Source organism: Gillisella vitis, assembly GCF_001541345.2.
In the GTDB taxonomy this organism is placed as follows: Bacteria; Pseudomonadota; Alphaproteobacteria; order Rhizobiales; family Rhizobiaceae; genus Allorhizobium; species Allorhizobium vitis.
The window spans coordinates 302,699-322,573 of record NZ_LMVL02000005.1 but is presented as its reverse complement, the minus strand read 5'-3'; the positions used below and the strand labels follow the sequence as shown (position 1 = coordinate 322,573).

The window sequence follows — 19,875 nt, the reverse complement described above, 5'->3', positions numbered from 1 at the left end:
CCTTGGCTCGAGTCCGATTTAGGCGAAAGACTTAGCGAATGTATCGAGAGCAGCCTTGAGCTTACCCTTGACGTCGTCGCTGATAGCCTTCTCCGTGCGGATTGCATCGAGGATGTCCTTGCCTTCTGTCCGAAGATAGGACAGCAGACCCTGCTCGAATTTACCGACATCGCTGACCGCAAGCTTGTCGAGATAGCCGTTGACACCAGCAAAGATCACAACAACCTGCTCCTCCACCTTCAACGGGGAGAACTGCGGCTGCTTCAGAAGCTCAGTCAGTCGAGCACCACGGTTCAGCAGACGCTGGGTGGCAGCATCAAGGTCGGAACCGAACTGGGCGAAGGCGGCCATTTCACGATACTGGGCAAGCTCACCCTTGATCGAGCCAGCAACCTGTTTCATGGCCTTGATCTGAGCAGCAGAACCAACGCGCGAAACCGACAGACCAACGTTCACAGCTGGACGAATGCCCTGATAGAACAGGTCGGTTTCAAGGAAGATCTGGCCGTCGGTGATCGAGATCACGTTGGTCGGAATGAAGGCCGAAACGTCGTTACCCTGGGTTTCAATAACCGGCAGAGCGGTGAGCGAACCAGCGCCACGCTCGTCAGAAAGCTTGGCAGCGCGCTCAAGCAGACGTGAATGCAGATAGAAAACGTCGCCAGGATAAGCTTCACGGCCCGGAGGACGACGCAGCAACAGCGACATCTGACGGTAAGCGACAGCTTGCTTGGACAAGTCGTCGTAAGCGATCAGGGCGTGCTGGCCCTTGTCGCGGAAATATTCGCCCATCGTGCAGCCAGCGAACGGAGCCAGATACTGCATGGGAGCAGGATCAGAAGCGGTTGCCGCGATGATGATGGAGTATTTCAGAGCGCCACGCTCTTCCAAAACCTTGACGAACTGAGCAACGGTGGAGCGCTTCTGGCCGATAGCCACGTAAACGCAGAACATCTTGTCATCGCCGCCAGCATCATGTGCAGGCTTCTGATTGAGGAAGGTGTCGAGAATGATGGCGGTCTTGCCGGTCTGACGGTCACCAATGACCAACTCGCGCTGGCCACGACCAACCGGGATCAGAGCATCGATAGCCTTGATGCCTGTCGACATCGGCTCATGAACGCCCTTGCGGGGAATAATGCCAGGAGCCTTGACGTCAACGCGCGAACGGATTGCCGAGTTGATCGGACCTTTGCCGTCAATCGGATTGCCGAGAGCGTCAACAACGCGACCCAGCAGCTCAGGACCAACAGGAACTTCAACGATGGCGCCGGTCCGCTTAACGGTGTCGCCTTCCTTGATGTCGCGGTCGGAGCCGAAGATAACCACACCGACATTGTCGGATTCGAGGTTCAGCGCCATGCCCCGGATACCGCCGGGAAACTCGACCATTTCACCGGCCTGAACATTGTCCAGACCGTAGACGCGGGCAATACCGTCACCGACGGACAGAACCTGGCCGACTTCGGAAACTTCAGCGTCCTGGCCAAAGTTCTTGATTTGATTTTTCAGAATTGCGGAAATTTCCGCGGCGCGGATATCCATCAGCCAACCTCTTTCAGTGCAAGCTTAAGGGTGGAAAGTTTGGTGCGAAGAGACGTGTCTATCTGACGGGAGCCGATCTTGACGATCAGACCACCCAGGAGAGACGGATCGACAGTCACGAACATCGTAACCGTCTTTCCGGTCGCGCTCTTCAGCGCCTCCTTCAGTTCGGTTTCCTGCGCCGGGGTCAGCGCATGAGCAGAGGTCACATCAGCAGCCAGTTCGCCACGGTGGCGCGCCGCGATCATGCGGAAGGCTGCGATCATGCCGGGAACGGCAAACAGGCGACGATTGGCTGTAACGAGCTTCAGGAAATTGCCGACGAGGCCGCCAATTTCAGCCTTGTCACACAACGCTGCGATGGCCGCTGCCTGCTGCTCGCTGGTGAAGGCCGGGCTGGTCACCAGTCGCTGCAGATCAACGCTCTCGTCGATCATCGCCTGGAAACGATTGAGATCGCCAGCCACCGCATCCACAGAATCCGCCTCGCGCGCCAGCTCGAAAAGCGACGACGCATAGCGCTCTGCAACTGCGGAAACCGGCTGACCGGACATAGGCTGGGATGTGTCTGCCACGGGCACAAAATTCCCTGAATGTTACTCAAAACTGTCGCATGCGCCGGCTGGCGCAACACCAGTTTGATATCGTTTAAGTTTTCCCCCGGACTTAACAAGCAGTGCAGCTTGTATCGTCCAAATTTGCGGTCCGTCTAGCATACGATCCCCGGACTCGCAACACGGGTATTAACGGAATAAACGAGGAGGGCAACCCGCTTTTGACGATTTTGTGATCTTGACCGACAAATTAATGAGGCGGATTGCGCGAAATCGCGTCACACCAAGCCAAAGACGTAGATGAAAGGCAAAATACCTAAAACAGCAACGGCAATTATAACGAGAAAATTGCGCCAGGTCGCTCCGCGAGCTCCTCCATGGTCCGACAGGATCGACAAAATCAAACCAAACAGCCCGACCCCCAGAGTAATCCCATAGGCCAGATAGAGCATCGGCTGGGCCAGCATCACAGCGCTTGCGCCAAGGCCGGTCATCATGCCGCCGCCCAGGCGCAGCCCGGCCAACCCTTCCCGGCGCCCGTCGCGCCCGCTCAAGCCGAGCCCCCGAAGGGTGATGCCCGGGGCAAACATGATGAACAGGCCCAGGAGGGCAAAGAGCGCGGCGCTGGCAAAGGCCAGTTGCTCGCCGGTTTCGGTCGGAAAATAAAATTCCATGGCAGCCTCTGGTGGTCCTCTGTGATCGTCCCTGTCTCAGGCCTGGATGCGGCGCAAAGCAGGAGGATGAATCGTATTTGCGCTCTTATGCCACAGGCAAATCCAGGCGCAATATCTGGCTTTCGTCACCTCAAGCGCTGAAGGCCCTTTTTACGAGGGATTATTGGAAATCACCCGTCGTATTCCCCGGCATCAAAGAAAGCTCTGCGGATCGACATCGACTTGCACCTGGATGGAGCGACGCTCTTTCGGGCCGTTGCTCAGCATCGCCGCGACAAAAGCCTGCATGTCGCTGGCTTTGCGCCCATGAATGAGCAGGCGGAAACGATGGCGGCCACGGATCAACGCCAGAGGTGCCTCGGCAGGCCCCAGAATGGCGATGCCGCCGACAGCAGGGGCGGCCTGGCGCAATTGCCGGGCATGGGTTTCGGCATCCGCCCTGTTGTCTGCCGACACGATGATCGAGACCAGCCGCCCGTAAGGCGGCAGCACCGCCCGCTCCCGCTCGGTAATTTCCCGCTCGTAAAACGCATCGGCATCGCCGGAAACAATGGCTTGCATCACCGGATGCTGCGGCTGATATGTTTGCAAAAGGCCATGACTTTTCAAACCGGTACGCCCCGCCCGACCCGTCACCTGGCTCAACAGCTGAAAGGTTCGCTCGGCGGCGCGTGGATCGCCATTGGCCAGGCCGATATCGGCATCAACGATACCGACAAGCGTCATCAGCGGAAAATTATGCCCCTTGGCCACCAATTGCGTGCCGATGACGATATCCGCCTCGCCCTTGGCAATGGCTTCCAGTTCCAGCCTGAGCCGTTTGACGCCGCCGAGATCCGACGACAAGACCAGCGTGCGCGCGTCTGGGAAGTGCCGCTCCACCTCCTCGGCAATCCGCTCCACGCCCGGCCCGCAGGCAACGAGATGGTCCAGCGTCCCGCATTCGGGGCAAGCATTGGGCGTCGGCTCGGTATAACCGCATTGATGGCATTGAATCTGACCGCGAAACCGGTGTTCCACCAGCCAACTGGAGCATTGCGGGCATTGGAACCGATGGCCACAGACCCGGCACAGCGTGAGCGGTGCATAGCCCCGCCGATTGAGAAACAACAACGCCTGTTGCTGCTTTTCCACCGTCTTGCCGATGGCCCGCAGCATGAGAGGTGAAAGAAACCCGCCCCGTTCCGGCGGATGGCGGCGCATATCGACAAGATGCAGATCCGGCATCGCCGCATCGGCAAAACGGGTCGGCAGGTGAATACGCTTGTAGCGACCGCTATAACTGTTGACCTGACTTTCGACGGACGGCGTGGCCGACACCAGCACAGCAGGAATGCTGGCAATCCGCGCCCGCACCACCGCCATGTCCCTGGCATTGTAGAACACCCTGTCTTCCTGCTTGAAGGCCGGATCATGCTCCTCATCGACAATGATCAGCCCCAGATCGGCAAAGGGCAGAAACAACGCCGAGCGCGCACCGGCCACCACCCGGATGTCGCCTGTCGCTGTCTGCCGCCAGACTTTTTCCCGCGTCCTGGTGGCGAGATCGGAATGCCATTCGCCGGGCTTGGCACCAAAGCGGTCCTGAAACCGCTCCAGAAAAGCGGTGGTCAGAGCGATTTCCGGTAGAAGGATCAGCACCTGGCGGCCCTGGCGCAGGGTTTCGGCAATCGCTTCGAAATAGACTTCCGTCTTGCCGGACCCTGTGACGCCATCGATCAGCGCCACCGAAAACCCGCCATCCCGAACACTCTCCACCAGCACCTCGGCTGCGCCCAGCTGCGGACCGGAGAGGCGATGGGCGGCGTAATCCGGATCCGGCGGCGCCACCAAGGGTGGAGGCGGCAGAAATACGGTTTCAAACAGGCCGAGCTTTGCCATGCCGTCAACAACCGAGGTCGAGACCCCTGCCGCATGAGCAAGCCCGCTCTTGGTCCAGGAAAGCCCATCCTCAGCCAATTCCAGCACTTTCCTGCGGGCCGGGGTCAGTTTTTCCGGGGCATGACCGCTGTAGCGTAAGCCCTCGATCATCGGGTCCGGATCGAAAGCGGCAGGCGCACGCAAGGCCATGCGAGCCACCAATCCGGGCGGAGAAAGAGTATAGGCCGCCACCCAGTCGATGAACCGGCGCATACCCACGTCCAGCGGAGGGCAATCGAATAGCTTTTCGATACTGCGCAATTTAGCGGGATCGACCTTGGCCCCATCATCGTCGCCATCCCAGACAACTCCGACCACTTTGCGCGGCCCAAGCGGCACTTGCACGATGGCGCCCGGCGTCAGCATCATCTCATCGGGAACGGCGTAACTGTAAGGCCCCGGCGCCGGCAAGGGCACCAGGACGGGGACGGCGCGGCGTGCAGGACCGGCCTTGGCGCGCGGACCAAACAGATCTGACGATTCGGTGCTCATTGCGCCGGACCATGCCCCCGAACAGAACAAAATGGAACCGGAAATTTACGCCGTGATGGCCCGCACCCGACACCGGGATGGATGCGGGCAGTAGGGTGCTCACCCCACCCGTCGCAAGCCGGACAACTGCTGAGAACCGGTGTTTCCGTGGGAGGGATGAAGATTGAACCGCCGGACCAGATCAAGCAGAACCGTTGCCTCGGAGGCCAGCGCCGCACTCGCCGCATTGGTTTCCTCGACCATGGCGGCATTTTTCTGGGTGACTTGGTCCATCTGGTTTACCGCAGTGTTGACTTCGGACAGCCCGACAGACTGTTCGCCCGCGGACAGAGCAATGGCATCCATATGCCGGTTGATCGTCACGATATAATCCACAATGGTCTTTAGTGATTCACCAGTATTGCGCACCAGTTCCACGCCTCTGTCCACTTCGACCGTCGAATTGCGGATCAGTTCCTTGATTTCGCGGGCCGCCTGGGCGGAGCGCTGGGCAAGCTCGCGGACTTCCTGAGCGACGACAGCAAAACCCTTACCCGCCTCGCCCGCCCGCGCCGCTTCAACGCCGGCGTTCAGCGCCAGAAGATTGGTCTGGAAAGCAATCTCGTCGATCACCCCGATAATATTGGCGATCTGGTTGGACGATTGTTCGATGCGCTGCATAGCATTGACCGCATCCGCCACAACACGGCCCGAGCTGGTCGCACTGCTATTGGCCTCGACGGCGACTGTTCTTGCTTCTTCGGCACGCTTGGAGGAATTGCCGACATTGGCGGTGATCTGATCCAGGGCTGCGGCGGTCTCTTCCAGCGATGCCGCCTGCTGTTCCGTGCGCTTGGACAGTTCATCGGAACTACCGCTGATTTCCAGTGAGCCATTGTCAATCGATTGCGAGGCCTGGGTCACGGCGATCATTGCCTCGCGCAACTGGGTGATGGCCGCGTTGAAATCGGCCCGCAGGCTTTCGAATTCCGGCGCGAAGGGCTGGTCCAGCCGGAACGTCAAATCGGCATTGGCAAGATGCTTGAGGCCATCGGCAAGGCCGGACGTGGCCTGGGCCATCGCTTCGGCCCGCAACCTGTCGACTTCTGCGGTGCGGCGGCGTTCAGTTTCCGTCGTCAGGCGGCTGGCGGTCGCATCCTGCTCCAGTTGGCGGTTCGCGACTGCATTGTCACGGAACACGCCGACCGCATCGGCCATAGCACCGATTTCATCGGCCCTGCCCGCGCCAGGAATGATGATATCCGTCTCGCCGCCAGCAAGCTGGCCCATGCTGGCCGTCATGGCCCGGATGGGCTTGGCAATGCTGAGCGCCACGAACCACATGGCACCGATACCACCGGCCGCAATGATCAGGGCGACGATCGCCTGGAAGATGATATCACTGCCACCGCGCTGGCTCAGAGCCTGGTCCAGGCTGATTGCCTCGGCCATCGCCACCGGCCTGGGCACGGACACAATCACCGACCATGGTGTCTTGGTACGCCCAATGGCGATTGGGGAAAATGCCTGAAACTGATCGGCATCGGCAATAACGTCGGCCTTGCCACCCTGGATCATCGGTAGAAGGCCGGAGAGCGCCGGTGTCGTCTTGTCAAAACGCTGCCCGATTGTGTCGGGATGCTCACTATCGGCGACCACAAGCCCCTTGTAACTCACGATCTTAACGCCTGCCTTGCCACCATAGATTGAGACTCGCACATCCTCTGCCAGCTTCTGCACGAAGCCGAGATCGAAATCGGCCCCGGCGACACCGCGAAACTTGCCATCAATCATGATTGGCACAGACATGGTGGCAAGAAACACGTTCTTGCCCTGAACGATATAGGGCAATGGATCGAGAATGCTCTCGCCCCCGCCCTGCTGCGGGCCGATATACCAGCCGCCCTTCATCACTCCGTTCGGATGCAAGTCCGCACTGTCATATTCGACAAGCGGTTGAATGGCGACCTTGCCCGCCGCATCCCGGGTCCAATAGGGCAGGAAGCGCCCCGTCGCATCGGACCCCATATCGCGGCGGTCGCGGAACTGGCTGTCATTGCCATCGAGCGCGTTCGGCTCCCAGGCGCTATAGGTGCCATTGAAACGTGGGTTATCCTTGAGCAGGTTCAACAACATGGCGTTAAGCTGCCCGCGCCTCAGCTCCACTGCCGTACTATGGACCTTGTCGCCCGCAATAATCTCAAAACTGCGTGCCAGATTCCGTGCTGCATCGAAAGCCCCATCCAGCGATGATCGGATGATGCCCGACTGGGTGGAAGCGAGCGTGGACAGGGCTTCACGGGTTTTGGCTTCGGTGAGCTTAGTAACGTTATCGCCGACAAAATCCCTTGTCTGCCCGGCAGAGACAATGCCATAGCCGACCAGGCCAGCCGTGGCCGACAGGACGCAAAGACCTGCAAGCACGGCAATTTTCATTTGTATGGACTTAAACTGCATGTTGGTTTCTTTCGCCAGCCGAGATCTTCCCGCAAGATCTTCAGATTGGTCGCCATTTAGATATTTCGACTATTAATATATTCAAAATATCCCCTCAATATTGAGGGTATAAAACCAAAGTATAGAACCGATTTTGACGATTGTTAAACCAACATAAACTAAGAGTATATTTAATGTCTTCAATGCACGCCTTGGCATACGTCGCATCGGTCGGGCGACCTGGGCGCGTCGGTTAATCCTTCCCTAATGGCTCTCCGGCAGGATGGCTTTGGTGTGTGATTCCTGGACTGTTTAAGACCAAGACAGACAACCAAGACAGACACATTGTATGAGACGATCAATCACGAAGGCCCTGCCGTGACAGAACTGCTGTTGATTGCCGCCCCCGACCTGATGGCGGAACGCCAGAACTGGCTTGCGAGCCTGTCTGGACAAAGGCGGCTCGCCGATCACACGTTGACCGCCTATGAACGCGATACCCGTCAGTTTCTGGGATTTCTGACCGGCTATTTCGGCGGTCCTCCTTCAATCGATGATATCAAGGCGTTACGGCCTTCCGACCTGCGCGCATTTTTGTCGTCACGCCGCAAGGAAGGTGCTGGCGCTCGCTCGCTCGGTCGTCATCTCGCCGGTGTCCGGTCGCTCTTGCGCTATCTGGAGCGCAAAGGCCTGGTCAATGCTGCTGGTGCAGGTGCCATTCGCTCACCCAAGCAGCCGAAATCGCTACCGAAGCCGCTCAGCGCCGCCCAGGCTTTGACGGTGGTGGCCGCAGAAACACAATTGAATGAGGAGCCTTGGATCGCGGCGCGCGACGCTGCGGTTTTTGCTTTGCTCTATGGCTGTGGGTTGCGCATTTCTGAAGCGCTGAACCTGACACCCGCTGATATCGTCGCCACGACGACCACGCTGCGCGTGACCGGCAAGGGCAACAAGACCCGGCTCGTGCCGCTCCTGCCCATTGTGCGGCAAGCGGTTGAATCCTATCAAAGCCTCTGCCCCTATCATCTGCCAGCCGCAGAGCCGCTGTTTCGCGGCGCGCGCGGCGGGAAGTTGCAGCAAGGCATCATCCAGCGGGAAATGCAGCGGCTACGCTCGGCACTCGGTCTGCCCGATACCGCAACGCCGCATGCGTTGCGCCATTCCTTTGCCACGCATCTGCTGAGCGGGGGCGGCGACCTGCGCACCATTCAGGAATTGCTTGGCCATGCGAGCCTCTCCACCACCCAGATCTATACCGGCGTGGATTCGGCACGGCTACTGGATGTGTATGACCGGGCGCATCCCCGCGCGTGATACCAAATGTTTAAATTTGGAAAATAGGGTTCGGGAAAAAGGGAACCGGCGTCGCCAGACAGACACGCCCAGATGGACCTCAGAAAGCAGGCAGGATGTTTAAAGCCAAGAATATGTCAGCGATAAACACAAGCGTCTCCCGCTGGGCTGCCCCTCGCTGGACTGAACACGCCTTGGCCATCGTCATGGCCGTACCACTGCTGTTCCTGACGTTGCTGATTGCAGCTATCGTGTCATCGAGCTTTGTCAGGGCCGAAGACCTTTCCTGCACCGGACGCGATCTCCTGCCGGAGTTGCTGCAAAAGGACCCGAAAGCCTATCAAGCGCTGGAGGCCGAAGCGGCCAAGGTGCCGAATGGCCATTCGATTTTCTGGAAGATCGAAAAGCCAGGCATTGCACCGTCCTTCCTGCTTGGCACCATGCATGTCACCGACCCGCGCGTACTGACAATGCCGAAAGGCGCACCGGACGCAGCAGCGGCAGCCGATACCATTATCGTTGAATCCGATGAGGTCCTCGACGACAAGAAAGCCGCCCTCGCGCTTCTGGCAAAGCCCGAACTGTCGATGTTTACCGATGGCACGACAATTACCAGCCGCCTGACACCGGAGCAGACGGCAACGCTCGAAGCCGGACTGAAACAACGAGGTCTATCGCTCACCGCCGTCAACAGGATGAAGCCCTGGATTCTCGCGGCTTTCGTCGCCCTTCCGGCCTGCGAAAAGGCCCGCAAAGCCGAGGGACAGTCCTTCCTCGACAAGCAGATTGCCGAAAATGCCGCCAAGGCTGGCAAGCGGGTGGTCGGACTGGAAACCTATGCCGAACAATTGGCAGCAATGAACGACCTGCCGATGGATTTTCATTTACAATCCTTGATTGAGTCCGTCGAGCTTGGTGACAAGATCAATGACGTCAATGAAACCATGATCTCCCTTTACCTGAAAGGCGAGGTTGGCGAGATCATGCCGATGATGCAAGCGGTTGCACCGGATGCCAAGACCGCCAAAACTGACGGCCATGCCGATTTCGATCAGCGGATCGTGATCGACCGCAACATGGTGATGGCAGAGCGCGCTGGGCCGCATCTCAACCAGGGCAAGATCTTCATGGCGGTCGGCGCCTTACATCTGCCGGGCGAAAAAGGTCTGGTCGAATTGCTCCGTGCTCAGGGCTTCACCCTGACGGCCCTGCAATAAAATCAGAAAAGCCGTGGCTTGAACATCAAGCCACGGCTCTCGAGATTGCAAAACGATAATAACTGGCTTCTCTCTTCTTTTAAAAAAGAGCGCAGATCACATGTGGATCGGCTTGGCGAAGGTGGCCATTGCTGCTTCCTTCACGGCTTCCGACATGGTCGGATGCGCATGGCAGGTGCGACCGAGATCCTCCGAAGAGCCGCCGAACTCCATCAGCACAGCCGCTTCATGGATCATTTCACCTGCCCCAAGGCCGATGATGTGAACGCCGAGGACACGGTCGGTCTCCTTATCAGCGAGAACCTTGACGAAACCATCCGTCGCCAGCATGGCGCGGGCGCGGCCATTGGCGGTGAAGGGGAACTTGCCGACCTTGTAGACGACGCCTGCGGCCTTCAATTCTTCTTCCGTCTTGCCGACAGAGGCGACTTCCGGCTGGGTGTAGACCACGCCAGGAATGACATCGTAATTCACATGGCCATGCTGACCGGAGAGGATTTCGGCCAGGGCCACACCTTCATCTTCAGCCTTATGCGCCAGCATCGGACCCTTGACCACGTCACCAATGGCGTAAATGCCAGCAATATTGGTCTGGAAGTGATTGTCGATTTCGACGCGGCCACGTTTGTCGAGGGTAACACCAACAGTCTCAAGGCCAAGGCCCGTGGTGTAAGGCTTGCGGCCCGTGGCGATCAGCACGACATCGGCTTCCAGCACGGTGGCTTCGCCGCCCTTGGCAGGCTCGAACGTCACCTTGGCACCAGCGCCGGACTTTTCAACGGCGGTGACCTTGGCGCCGAGGTTGAATTCCATGCCCTGCTTGACCAGCATGCGCTGGAACTGCTTGGACACTTCGCCGTCCATGCCGCCGAGAATGGTATCGAGATATTCAACAACGGTCACCTTGGCACCCAGACGCGCCCAGACCGAGCCGAGCTCAAGGCCAATAACGCCGCCGCCAACCACGATCATCTTGCCCGGCACCTTGTCCAGCGCAATGCCGCCGGTGGAGGAGACAATGATCTTCTCATCAATATCCACGGCCACGCCGGGAATGCCAGCCACATCAGAGCCGGTGGCAATGACGATGTTCTTGGTCTCGAGGATCTGCTCTTCGCCCTTGTCATTGGTGACGGAGACCTTGCCAGCAGCAACGATCTTGCCCGTGCCGATGACACCATCGATCTTGTTCTTCTTGAACAGGAAAGACACACCTTCGACATTGGCTTTCACGGTCGCATCCTTGTGCGCCATCATCTTCGGCAGGTTCAGCACCGGCGCGCTGACATCCACACCAAGCTCAGCCATACCATGGGCGGCATGGTGGAACATTTCGGACGCATGCAGCAGGGCTTTCGATGGAATGCAGCCGATATTGAGGCAGGTGCCGCCATAGGTGGCACGCTTCTCGACAACAGCCACCTTCATTCCTAGCTGGGCAGCCTTGATCGCGCAGACGTAACCGCCGGGGCCGCTACCGATGACAACAAGATCATATGCCATTCAATCATTCCTTCACATCAAACGTTATGCCGCCCATCATTGTGGGTACCGGCAAAATCACGAACAGACAGGGCCAAGGCCCAGATGAGACAAGCGCAAAGCGCTTACATTAACTGGCCTTTTCCGTCGCAAGCTTCAAACCAAGCACAATGAAGACCGCACCGCTGATGCGGTCGATCCATTGGCTGGCGCGTGAAAAGGCCGCACGCATTTTCGGCGTCGTCATGAAAATACTGACGCCGACAAACCAGGTGATCAGGCAGGTTGCCATGACAAGGCCATAGCCGAACTTAACCGCGATCGGCGTGTGAATGCTGACCACCGTTGAGAAGATCGACAGGAAGAAAAACACCGGTTTCGGATTGAGAGCATTGGCTGCAAAACCGAGAAAGAAGGACTTGGAGATCGACTGGCGTTTATGATCGCCCGCCTCCACGCTTGGCTGCGCCGTCATATCGGATTTACCCGCCCGCAAAGACTTCACACCGATGTAAAGCAGATAGGCGACACCACACCATTTGACGATATTGAACAGATAGATCGACTGGGAAATGATCAGGCCAAGCCCGAGAATGGTGTAGGTGACATGAAACATCAGCGACGAGCCGACACCGAAACTGGTGATGATCGCCTCACGCCGTCCATGCACCAGGGATTGGCGCATGACCATGGCCAGATCAGCACCGGGAGAAACGATGGCGAAGGCAAAAATAGCCATCAGGGATGCGAGTTCAAACAGATAGGGATGCATCGACTTTCCTCACTCCGCGCCATCAGCCGCCGCTTAAAATAACAGAACCAATAGCATCGCCACCAGACCTGCCATCGAGCCCACCCATACCAGCGACCGGATATAGGGAACTCCCGCCAGATAAAGCGGAATATAAATAATCCGGCATACCAGCCATACCCAGGCACCGATCAGGCCGAACCCATGCGGATCACCAGCCAAAATGAGGCCGAATGCAAGGGCAATGAACCCAGGATAGGTCTCGCGGAAATTCGTGGAGGCCCGCGCGGCACGGCCCGCGAGCTGACCGGTCGGTTTCCTGTCATCATCCCTCGGCCCGGCATTCCAGTTCGTCCCGAGTTCCTTGGTCGCCGTCATGCCTTGCAGCATGATGTGGACGATCAACAGGATCACACTGATACCAATCAGTGGCAAAAAAGGCGAAGCGGCAAGAAAAGTTGGCTGCATGATCAGGCTCACTTTTTTGGTCAACACCATTCCAAATGGAATGCCGCTACGCTTTTCAAAGCAATTTCTGTCTTCCATCGCCTACCGGCAGTGGAAGACAGGTTCTGCCAATTTTAGAGATCGAGAACCAAACGTTCCGGATCTTCCAGGCTTTCCTTAACGCGAACCAGGAAGGTCACGGCTTCCTTGCCGTCAACAATCCGGTGGTCGTAGGACAGTGCCAAATACATCATCGGGCGGATCACGATCTGGCCACCAACAACGACCGGACGATCCTGGATCTTGTGCATGCCCAAGATACCGGATTGCGGCGCATTGAGGATCGGCGAGGACATCAGCGAACCGTAAACACCGCCATTGGTGATGGTGAACGTGCCGCCCTGCATGTCGGCCATGGAGAGCGAGCCATCGCGGGCAGCCTTGGCAAGGCGACCGAGGTCCTTTTCGACTTCCGAAATCGACATCTTGTCGGCATCGCGGATTACAGGAACGACCAGGCCCTTGTCGGTGCCGACGGCCATGCCGACATGGCAGTAGTTCTTGTAGATGATGTCGGTACCGTCGATCTCAGCGTTGACGGCAGGCAGTTCCTTCAGGGCGTGGGTAACAGCCTTGGTGAAGAAGCCCATGAAGCCCAGCTTGACGCCATGCTTCTTTTCAAAAATATCCTTGTACTTGTTGCGCAGGCTCATCACCGCCGACATGTCCACCTCGTTATAGGTGGTCAGCATGGCAGCTGTGTTCTGGGCATCCTTCAAGCGCTTGGCAATGGTCTGGCGCAGGCGGGTCATCTTGACGCGCTCTTCGCGCGACGCATCGTCGGCGGAGGAGACGGGGCGCGGCGCAGCAACTGGGGCAGGAGCCGCGGCAGGCGCGGATGCACCCTTGGCGACAGCGGCGATCACGTCGCCCTTCAGCACCTGGCCACGCTTGCCGGAGCCATCCACCTGATCGGCGGAGATATTGTTTTCAGCCAGCATCTTGGCTGCGGCAGGGGCTGCCGGCATGGTGGAGCCCGCAGCCGGAGCGGCAGGGGCCGCCTGCGCAGGTGTAGCAGCAGGCGCCGGGGCAGCAGCAGGAGCGGGTGCAGCCGCACCAGCCGATGCGCCTTCGGCGATCTGGCCGAGCAGAGCGCCGAGACCAACCGTTTCGCCGTTCTGGGCAACGATTTCGGTCAGAACGCCCGAAGCAGGACAAGGGACTTCAACCGTTACCTTGTCGGTTTCCAGTTCCACGAGCGGCTCGTCCGCCTTGACGACATCGCCGACTTTCTTGAACCAGGTGCCGACGGTGGCTTCGCTGACGGATTCACCCAGAGTGGGGACGCGGATTTCAGTGGCCATGATGATAAATTCCGTTGATCGATATGGATTTCGAGCGAAAGGGTGGACCCGGCAGCATCAGCCGCCGAGTGCGTCCTCCAGGAAGGCTTGCAACTGGGCGAGGTGCTTGGACATCAGGCCTGTTGCCGGAGAGGCGGCAGCCGGACGGCCGGTATAGCGCACGCGCTGATACTTGGCGTCGATATGAGCCAGCACCCATTCCAGGTACGGATCGATGAAGGACCAGGCCCCCATGTTCTTCGGCTCTTCCTGGCACCAGACCATTTCCGCATTGCGGAAGCGGCTGAGCTCATTGATCAGCGCCTTGGCCGGGAACGGATAGAGCTGTTCGATACGCAACAGGTAGACATCATCGATGCCACGCTTTTCGCGCTCTTCCAGCAGGTCATAGTAAACCTTGCCGCTGCACATCACCACGCGGCGGATCTTGGCATCCTTCTGGAGCTTGATCGGACCGTCCTTGATGATCTCGGCATCATCCCACAGCAGGCGATGGAACGAGCTTTCACCTGCCATTTCCGCCAATGTCGACTGGGCCCGCTTGTGGCGCAGCAGCGACTTCGGCGTCATCAGGATCAGCGGCTTGCGGAAGTCGCGTTTCACCTGACGGCGCAGGATATGGTAATAATTGCTCGGCGTCGTGACGTTGGCAACCTGCATGTTGTCTTCGGCGCACATTTGCAGCCAGCGCTCCAGACGAGCCGATGAGTGTTCCGGTCCCTGACCTTCATAGCCATGCGGCAGAAGGCAGACGAGGCCGGACATGCGAAGCCACTTGCGTTCACCCGACGAGATGAACTGGTCGAACACCACCTGGGCGCCGTTGGCGAAGTCACCGAACTGCGCTTCCCACAGGGTCAGGGCATTCGGGCGGGCCAGCGAATAGCCGTATTCAAAGCCAAGCACGGCCTCTTCCGACAGCATCGAATTGATGACTTCGTAGCGGGCCTGGTTAGGCGCGAGGTTGGCCAGCGGAATGTAGCGATCTTCGCTTTCCTGATCGTAGAGCACCGAATGACGCTGGCTGAATGTGCCGCGCTCGCAATCCTGACCGGACAGGCGGATCTTGTGACCTTCGACAACCAGCGAACCAAAAGCCAGGGCCTCGGCCATCGCCCAATCGATGCCCTCACCCGTCTCGATCATCTGCGCACGGTTTTCCATGAAGCGCTGGATGGTCCGATGCGCCTTGAATCCCTCAGGGATGGTCGACAGCTTGCGTCCAATCTCCTTCAGGGATTTCATCGGCATGGCTGTCTTGCCGCGACGCTGCTCATCGGCATTATCGGCGGCGCGAAGACCGGACCAGACGCCATCCAGCCAGTCAGCCTTGTTGGGCTTGTAGGACTGGCCGGCCTCGAATTCCTGCTCAAGATTGGCGCGCCAATCGGCCTTCATCTTTTCAAGATCGCCTTCAGTAATCACGCCTTCAGAAATCAGACGATCGCCATAGACCTGAACAACGGTCTTGTGGGCGCGGATTTCCTTGTACATCTTTGGCTGGGTGAACGAAGGCTCATCACCTTCATTATGGCCAAAGCGGCGGTAGCAGAACATGTCCACAACCACGGGCTTGTGGAACTTCATGCGGAATTCAGTCGCCACCTTGGCGGCATAAACCACAGCTTCCGGATCATCACCATTCACATGGAAGATCGGCGCTTCGATCATCTTGGCCACATCCGATGGATAAGGCGACGAGCGCGAGAAACCCGGATTGGTGGTAAAGCCGATCTGGTTGTTGATGATCACGTGCATGGTACCCGCCACGCGGTGACCGCGCAGACCGGACAGGCCGAGAATTTCAGCCACAACGCCCTGACCTGCAAAGGCCGCGTCACCATGCAGCAGCAGCGGCAGAACCTTGGCGCGCTCCTTCAGCGGGATCACGTCGCCTTCCCAGACCTTGGCCAGCTGGTCCTGCTTGGCGCGGGCCTTGCCCATCACCACCGGATTGACGATTTCCAGATGCGACGGGTTGGCCGTCAGCGACAAGTGAACCTTGTTGCCATCGAATTCGCGGTCGGAAGAAGCACCCAGATGGTACTTCACGTCGCCGGAGCCTTCAACTTCATCAGGCTTGAACGAACCGCCCTTGAACTCGTGGAACACGGCGCGATGCGGCTTGTGCATCACATTGGTCAAAACGTTCAGACGGCCGCGATGCGCCATGCCGAGCACGACCTCTTCGAGACCTTCCTGACCGCCGCGCTTGATGATCTGCTCCAGCGCCGGGATCAGCGATTCGCCGCCATCCAGACCAAAGCGCTTGGTGCCCTTGTACTTCACATCGATAAACTGCTCGAAGCCTTCAGCCTCAACCAGCTTCTGCAGAATTGCTTTCTTGCCCTCGACGGTAAAATCGACGCCTTTATCGGGGCCTTCGATGCGCTCCTGAATCCAGGATTTTTCTTCCGGATTGGAGATGTGCATGAATTCGAAACCGAGCGTCGAGCAATAGGTGCGCTCAAGAATTTCGATCATCTCACGCACGGTGGCATATTCCAGCCCCAGAACGTTATCGATGAAGATCTTGCGGTCAAAATCAGCATCAGTAAAGCCGTAGGATGATGGCGACAGCTCGTTGTAATCTTCAACCGCCGTGGCAATGCCGAGCGGGTCGAGCTTGGCATGCAAATGACCGCGCATACGATAAGCACGGATCATCATGATGGCGCGCACGCTATCACGGGTCGCCTGCAACACATCTGTTTCAGAAACCGGCTTGCCTGTGGTTACGGCTGCGGCTTCTGCCTTGCCCTTGACCTTGGTTTCAATGGCCTTCTCGACCAGACCCCAATTGCCGTCCAGTGCCGAAACCAGATCGGTGCGTGGCGTCAGCGGCCAATTGCTCCGCTGCCAGGAGGCTCCCTTGGCCGCCTTTTTCACGTCGCTTGGATTATCGCCCAGCGCCTTGAAGAAGGATTGCCACTCAGGCGATACCGAACCCGGATCGTCTTCGTAACGCGCATAAAGCTGCTCGATATAGATCGCATTCGATCCGTCCAGGAACGAGGTGATCTGAAACTGCTCGTTGGCTTCTTGCCTTGCCATGGTTTTTTGCGGGCCTCGTGCCCGCCTCCCGACTTGAGGTCATCACCGAACTATTCGACCGAATATTCGGTTTGTCGAATATCTGCCAGTCAAGGCTTGCGCTCGGCTGGACTTGAAATGCCTGCACGGGCAGACGCCATAAAGACGTCTGCCCGCTTATCTCTATGTGGTCTCAGCCCTTGAGAACTTCAACCAGCGTCTTGCCAAGGCGGGCTGGCGAGGGCGAAACCCGGATGCCAGCCGATTCCATGGCTTCGATCTTGTCTTCCGCGCCGCCCTTGCCGCCGGAGATCACAGCGCCTGCGTGACCCATGGTGCGACCGGGAGGAGCCGTACGACCGGCGATAAAGCCGACCATTGGCTTCTTGCGGCCCTTCTTGGCTTCGTCCTTGAGGAACTGTGCGGCTTCTTCTTCAGCCGAGCCACCGATTTCACCGATCATGATGATCGACTTGGTGGCTTCGTCAGCGAGGTACATTTCCAGAATGTCGATGAACTCGGTGCCCTTGACCGGATCGCCGCCGATACCGACAGCCGAAGTCTGGCCGAGGCCTTCATTCGAGGTCTGGAACACAGCTTCGTAGGTCAAAGTGCCGGAACGCGACAACACGCCAACCGAACCCTTGCGGAAGATCGAGCCCGGCATAATGCCGATCTTGCATTCTTCCGGCGTCATCACGCCTGGGCAGTTGGGGCCAATCAGGCGCGACTTGGACTTGTCGAGGCGAGCCTTGACCTTGACCATGTCGGCAACCGGAATGCCTTCCGTGATGCAGACGATCAGCGGAATTTCAGCTTCGATGGCTTCGATGATCGCAGCAGCAGCGCCTGCTGGGGGAACGTAGATCACCGATGCATTGGCGCCGGTAACGTCCTTGCCTTCGGCAACGGAAGCGAAGATCGGCAGGGTTTCGCCCTTGGAGCCGGTCCAGTTGCTACCACCCTTGGAAGGATGAATACCGCCGACCATCTTGGTGCCGTAATAGGCAAGCGCCTGTTCGGTATGGAAAGTGCCGGTCTTGCCGGTCAGGCCCTGTACGAGAACCTTGGTGTCTTTATTGATCAGAATCGACATTACTCGGCTTCCTCTTCCTCGAATTCGAGGGGTTCAAATGCCTCAAAGGCGTCATTGGAAAAGCGATAGCCCATGCCCTTGGCCGACTTCTGCGTCAGCTGCTTCTCAAGGCTCTTGGACCATTGGGTAAAGAACCAATCGAACTGGCCGTCGCCCTTGGCAATGGCAAGCTCGCCCTTCCAGACAAAGAGGCTCGCGTCCTTGGACTTGTCAGCGAAATAGGCGAGCGCATCGTCATTATCGTTGAAATGCACCCAACGTTCGGCGACGTCGCCATCGGTTGGAAGCTCGCTGTCGAAGCAGACGAAGTAGCACAGATTGATATCTGTCTCATTCGGGCCAAAAGGCTGGCGCTTCACGGTCTTGGATGTATCAGCCATCAGATCACGCTGCCTTCACGGCTGCGACGATCTTCTGCGCAGCATCATCCAGATCATCCGCCGAAATGACGTTGAGACCGGATTCGTTGATGATTTTCTTGCCCAGCTCGACATTGGTGCCTTCGAGGCGAACGACGAGTGGAACGGTGAGACCGACGTCCTTGACGGCAGCCAGAACGCCTTCGGCAATCACGTCACACTTCATGATACCGCCGAAGATGTTGACCAGAATGCCCTTCACAGCCGGATCGGCAGTGATGATCTTGAAGGCTGCCGTGACCTTTTCCTTGGTCGCGCCGCCACCAACGTCGAGGAAGTTTGCCGGCTCAGCACCGTAGAGCTTGATGATATCCATGGTTGCCATGGCAAGGCCTGCGCCATTGACCATGCAGCCGATATTGCCATCAAGGGCAACATAAGCCAGATCATACTTGGAGGCTTCGATTTCCTTGGCGTCTTCTTCGGTCTTGTCGCGCAGAGCCACAACGTCTTCGTGGCGGAACAGAGCGTTGCCGTCGAAAGACATCTTGGCGTCGAGAACGCGCATACGACCGTTTTTCATGACGATCAGCGGGTTCACTTCCAGAAGCGCCATGTCCTTTTCGACAAAGGCCTTGTAGAGGATCGGGAACAGCTTTTCAGCGTCAGCCTTGGCTTCGCCTTCGAGCAACAAAGCCGCAGTCAGGGCTTCGAGATTGGCAGCCGTTACACCAGCTTCTGGATCAATCGCAACGCTGATGATCTTTTCCGGGGTGTCGTGAGCAACCGTTTCAATGTCCATGCCGCCTTCGGTGGAGACCACGAAAGCAACCTGACCAACAGCGCGATCTACGAGCAGCGACAGATAAAGTTCGCGCTCAATATCGGCACCATCTTCGACGTACAGGCGGTTGACCTGCTTGCCAGCGGGGCCGGTCTGGTTGGTCACCAGCGTATTGCCGAGCATTTCAGCAACATGCGACTTCACTTCGTCGATCGAGAACGCCAAGCGAACGCCGCCCTTGGCATCCGGGCCGAGTTCTTTAAACTTGCCCTTGCCGCGACCACCAGCGTGGATCTGGCTCTTGACGACATAAAGCGGGCCAGGAAGCTGCTTTGCGGCCGCCTCGGCTTCATCGGCGGAAAAGATTGCCACACCTTCGGCAACCGGTGCGCCAAAGCTCTTCAGCAGAGCCTTGGCCTGATATTCATGAATATTCATCGTCTGGTCCT

The 19,875-nt window shown here is 58.1% G+C and carries 15 protein-coding genes; 2 read left to right on the top strand and 13 right to left on the bottom strand.

Going from position 1 to position 19,875, the window contains the following annotated elements:
* Nucleotides 1–18: 18 nt before the first annotated feature.
* The 5 genes from atpA to ASB66_RS26765 form a co-directional block, all read right to left on the bottom strand.
* Nucleotides 19–1,545, bottom strand: a complete 1,527-nt coding sequence (gene atpA, locus ASB66_RS18840; protein WP_060718662.1) for a F0F1 ATP synthase subunit alpha — start codon at nucleotides 1,543–1,545, stop codon at nucleotides 19–21.
* Entirely contained in the window at nucleotides 1,545–2,126 is a 582-nt protein-coding gene (locus ASB66_RS18835) for a F0F1 ATP synthase subunit delta (RefSeq protein ID WP_081089089.1), read from the bottom strand. Before ASB66_RS18835 ends, atpA begins: the two co-directional genes overlap by 1 nt.
* A gap of 251 nt (nucleotides 2,127–2,377) precedes the next feature.
* Nucleotides 2,378–2,773, bottom strand: a complete 396-nt coding sequence (locus ASB66_RS18830; protein WP_060718664.1) for an AGROH133_08824 family phage infection protein — start codon at nucleotides 2,771–2,773, stop codon at nucleotides 2,378–2,380.
* Between the two features lie 192 nt (nucleotides 2,774–2,965).
* Complete coding sequence (locus ASB66_RS18825; protein ID WP_060718665.1) at nucleotides 2,966–5,185, bottom strand: primosomal protein N'; 2,220 nt, start codon at nucleotides 5,183–5,185, stop codon at nucleotides 2,966–2,968.
* A gap of 99 nt (nucleotides 5,186–5,284) precedes the next feature.
* Complete coding sequence (locus tag ASB66_RS26765; RefSeq protein ID WP_114386839.1) at nucleotides 5,285–7,621, bottom strand: methyl-accepting chemotaxis protein; 2,337 nt, start codon at nucleotides 7,619–7,621, stop codon at nucleotides 5,285–5,287.
* 357 nt (nucleotides 7,622–7,978) lie between these two features.
* On the opposite strand from ASB66_RS26765, the gene ASB66_RS18815 reads away from it, so the two are divergent.
* The gene (locus ASB66_RS18815; RefSeq protein ID WP_060718884.1) at nucleotides 7,979–8,914 is read left to right on the top strand and encodes a tyrosine recombinase XerC; all 936 of its coding nucleotides are present in this window, start codon (nucleotides 7,979–7,981) and stop codon (nucleotides 8,912–8,914) included.
* Nucleotides 8,915–9,027: 113 nt separating this feature from the next.
* Complete coding sequence (locus tag ASB66_RS18810) at nucleotides 9,028–10,110, top strand: TraB/GumN family protein (RefSeq protein ID WP_060718885.1); 1,083 nt, start codon at nucleotides 9,028–9,030, stop codon at nucleotides 10,108–10,110.
* Nucleotides 10,111–10,206: 96 nt separating this feature from the next.
* Here ASB66_RS18810 and lpdA read toward each other — a convergent pair whose 3' ends face one another.
* The 8 genes from lpdA to sucC form a co-directional block, all read right to left on the bottom strand.
* Nucleotides 10,207–11,613 (bottom strand): dihydrolipoyl dehydrogenase, encoded by a 1,407-nt coding sequence (gene lpdA / locus ASB66_RS18805; protein WP_114386837.1) that lies wholly within the window; start codon nucleotides 11,611–11,613, stop codon nucleotides 10,207–10,209.
* Between the two features lie 109 nt (nucleotides 11,614–11,722).
* On the bottom strand, nucleotides 11,723–12,364 hold the full coding sequence (locus ASB66_RS18800; RefSeq protein WP_060718668.1) for a LysE family translocator: 642 nt from the start codon (nucleotides 12,362–12,364) through the stop codon (nucleotides 11,723–11,725).
* Between the two features lie 33 nt (nucleotides 12,365–12,397).
* Nucleotides 12,398–12,811, bottom strand: a complete 414-nt coding sequence (locus ASB66_RS18795; protein ID WP_060718886.1) for an MAPEG family protein — start codon at nucleotides 12,809–12,811, stop codon at nucleotides 12,398–12,400.
* A gap of 113 nt (nucleotides 12,812–12,924) precedes the next feature.
* On the bottom strand, nucleotides 12,925–14,154 hold the full coding sequence (odhB, locus tag ASB66_RS18790) for a 2-oxoglutarate dehydrogenase complex dihydrolipoyllysine-residue succinyltransferase (RefSeq protein ID WP_060718669.1): 1,230 nt from the start codon (nucleotides 14,152–14,154) through the stop codon (nucleotides 12,925–12,927).
* 57 nt (nucleotides 14,155–14,211) lie between these two features.
* Entirely contained in the window at nucleotides 14,212–17,208 is a 2,997-nt protein-coding gene (locus tag ASB66_RS18785) for a 2-oxoglutarate dehydrogenase E1 component (protein WP_060718670.1), read from the bottom strand.
* Between the two features lie 172 nt (nucleotides 17,209–17,380).
* The gene (gene sucD / locus ASB66_RS18780) at nucleotides 17,381–18,283 is read right to left on the bottom strand and encodes a succinate--CoA ligase subunit alpha (protein ID WP_060718671.1); all 903 of its coding nucleotides are present in this window, start codon (nucleotides 18,281–18,283) and stop codon (nucleotides 17,381–17,383) included.
* Entirely contained in the window at nucleotides 18,283–18,663 is a 381-nt protein-coding gene (locus ASB66_RS18775; protein WP_060718672.1) for a hypothetical protein, read from the bottom strand. The genes sucD and ASB66_RS18775 overlap by 1 nt, the downstream gene beginning before the upstream one ends.
* Nucleotides 18,664–18,667: 4 nt before the next feature.
* Nucleotides 18,668–19,864: an ADP-forming succinate--CoA ligase subunit beta gene (sucC, locus tag ASB66_RS18770; protein ID WP_060718673.1), complete on the bottom strand. Its 1,197-nt coding sequence runs from the start codon at nucleotides 19,862–19,864 to the stop codon at nucleotides 18,668–18,670.
* Between the last annotated feature and the right edge of the window lie 11 nt (nucleotides 19,865–19,875).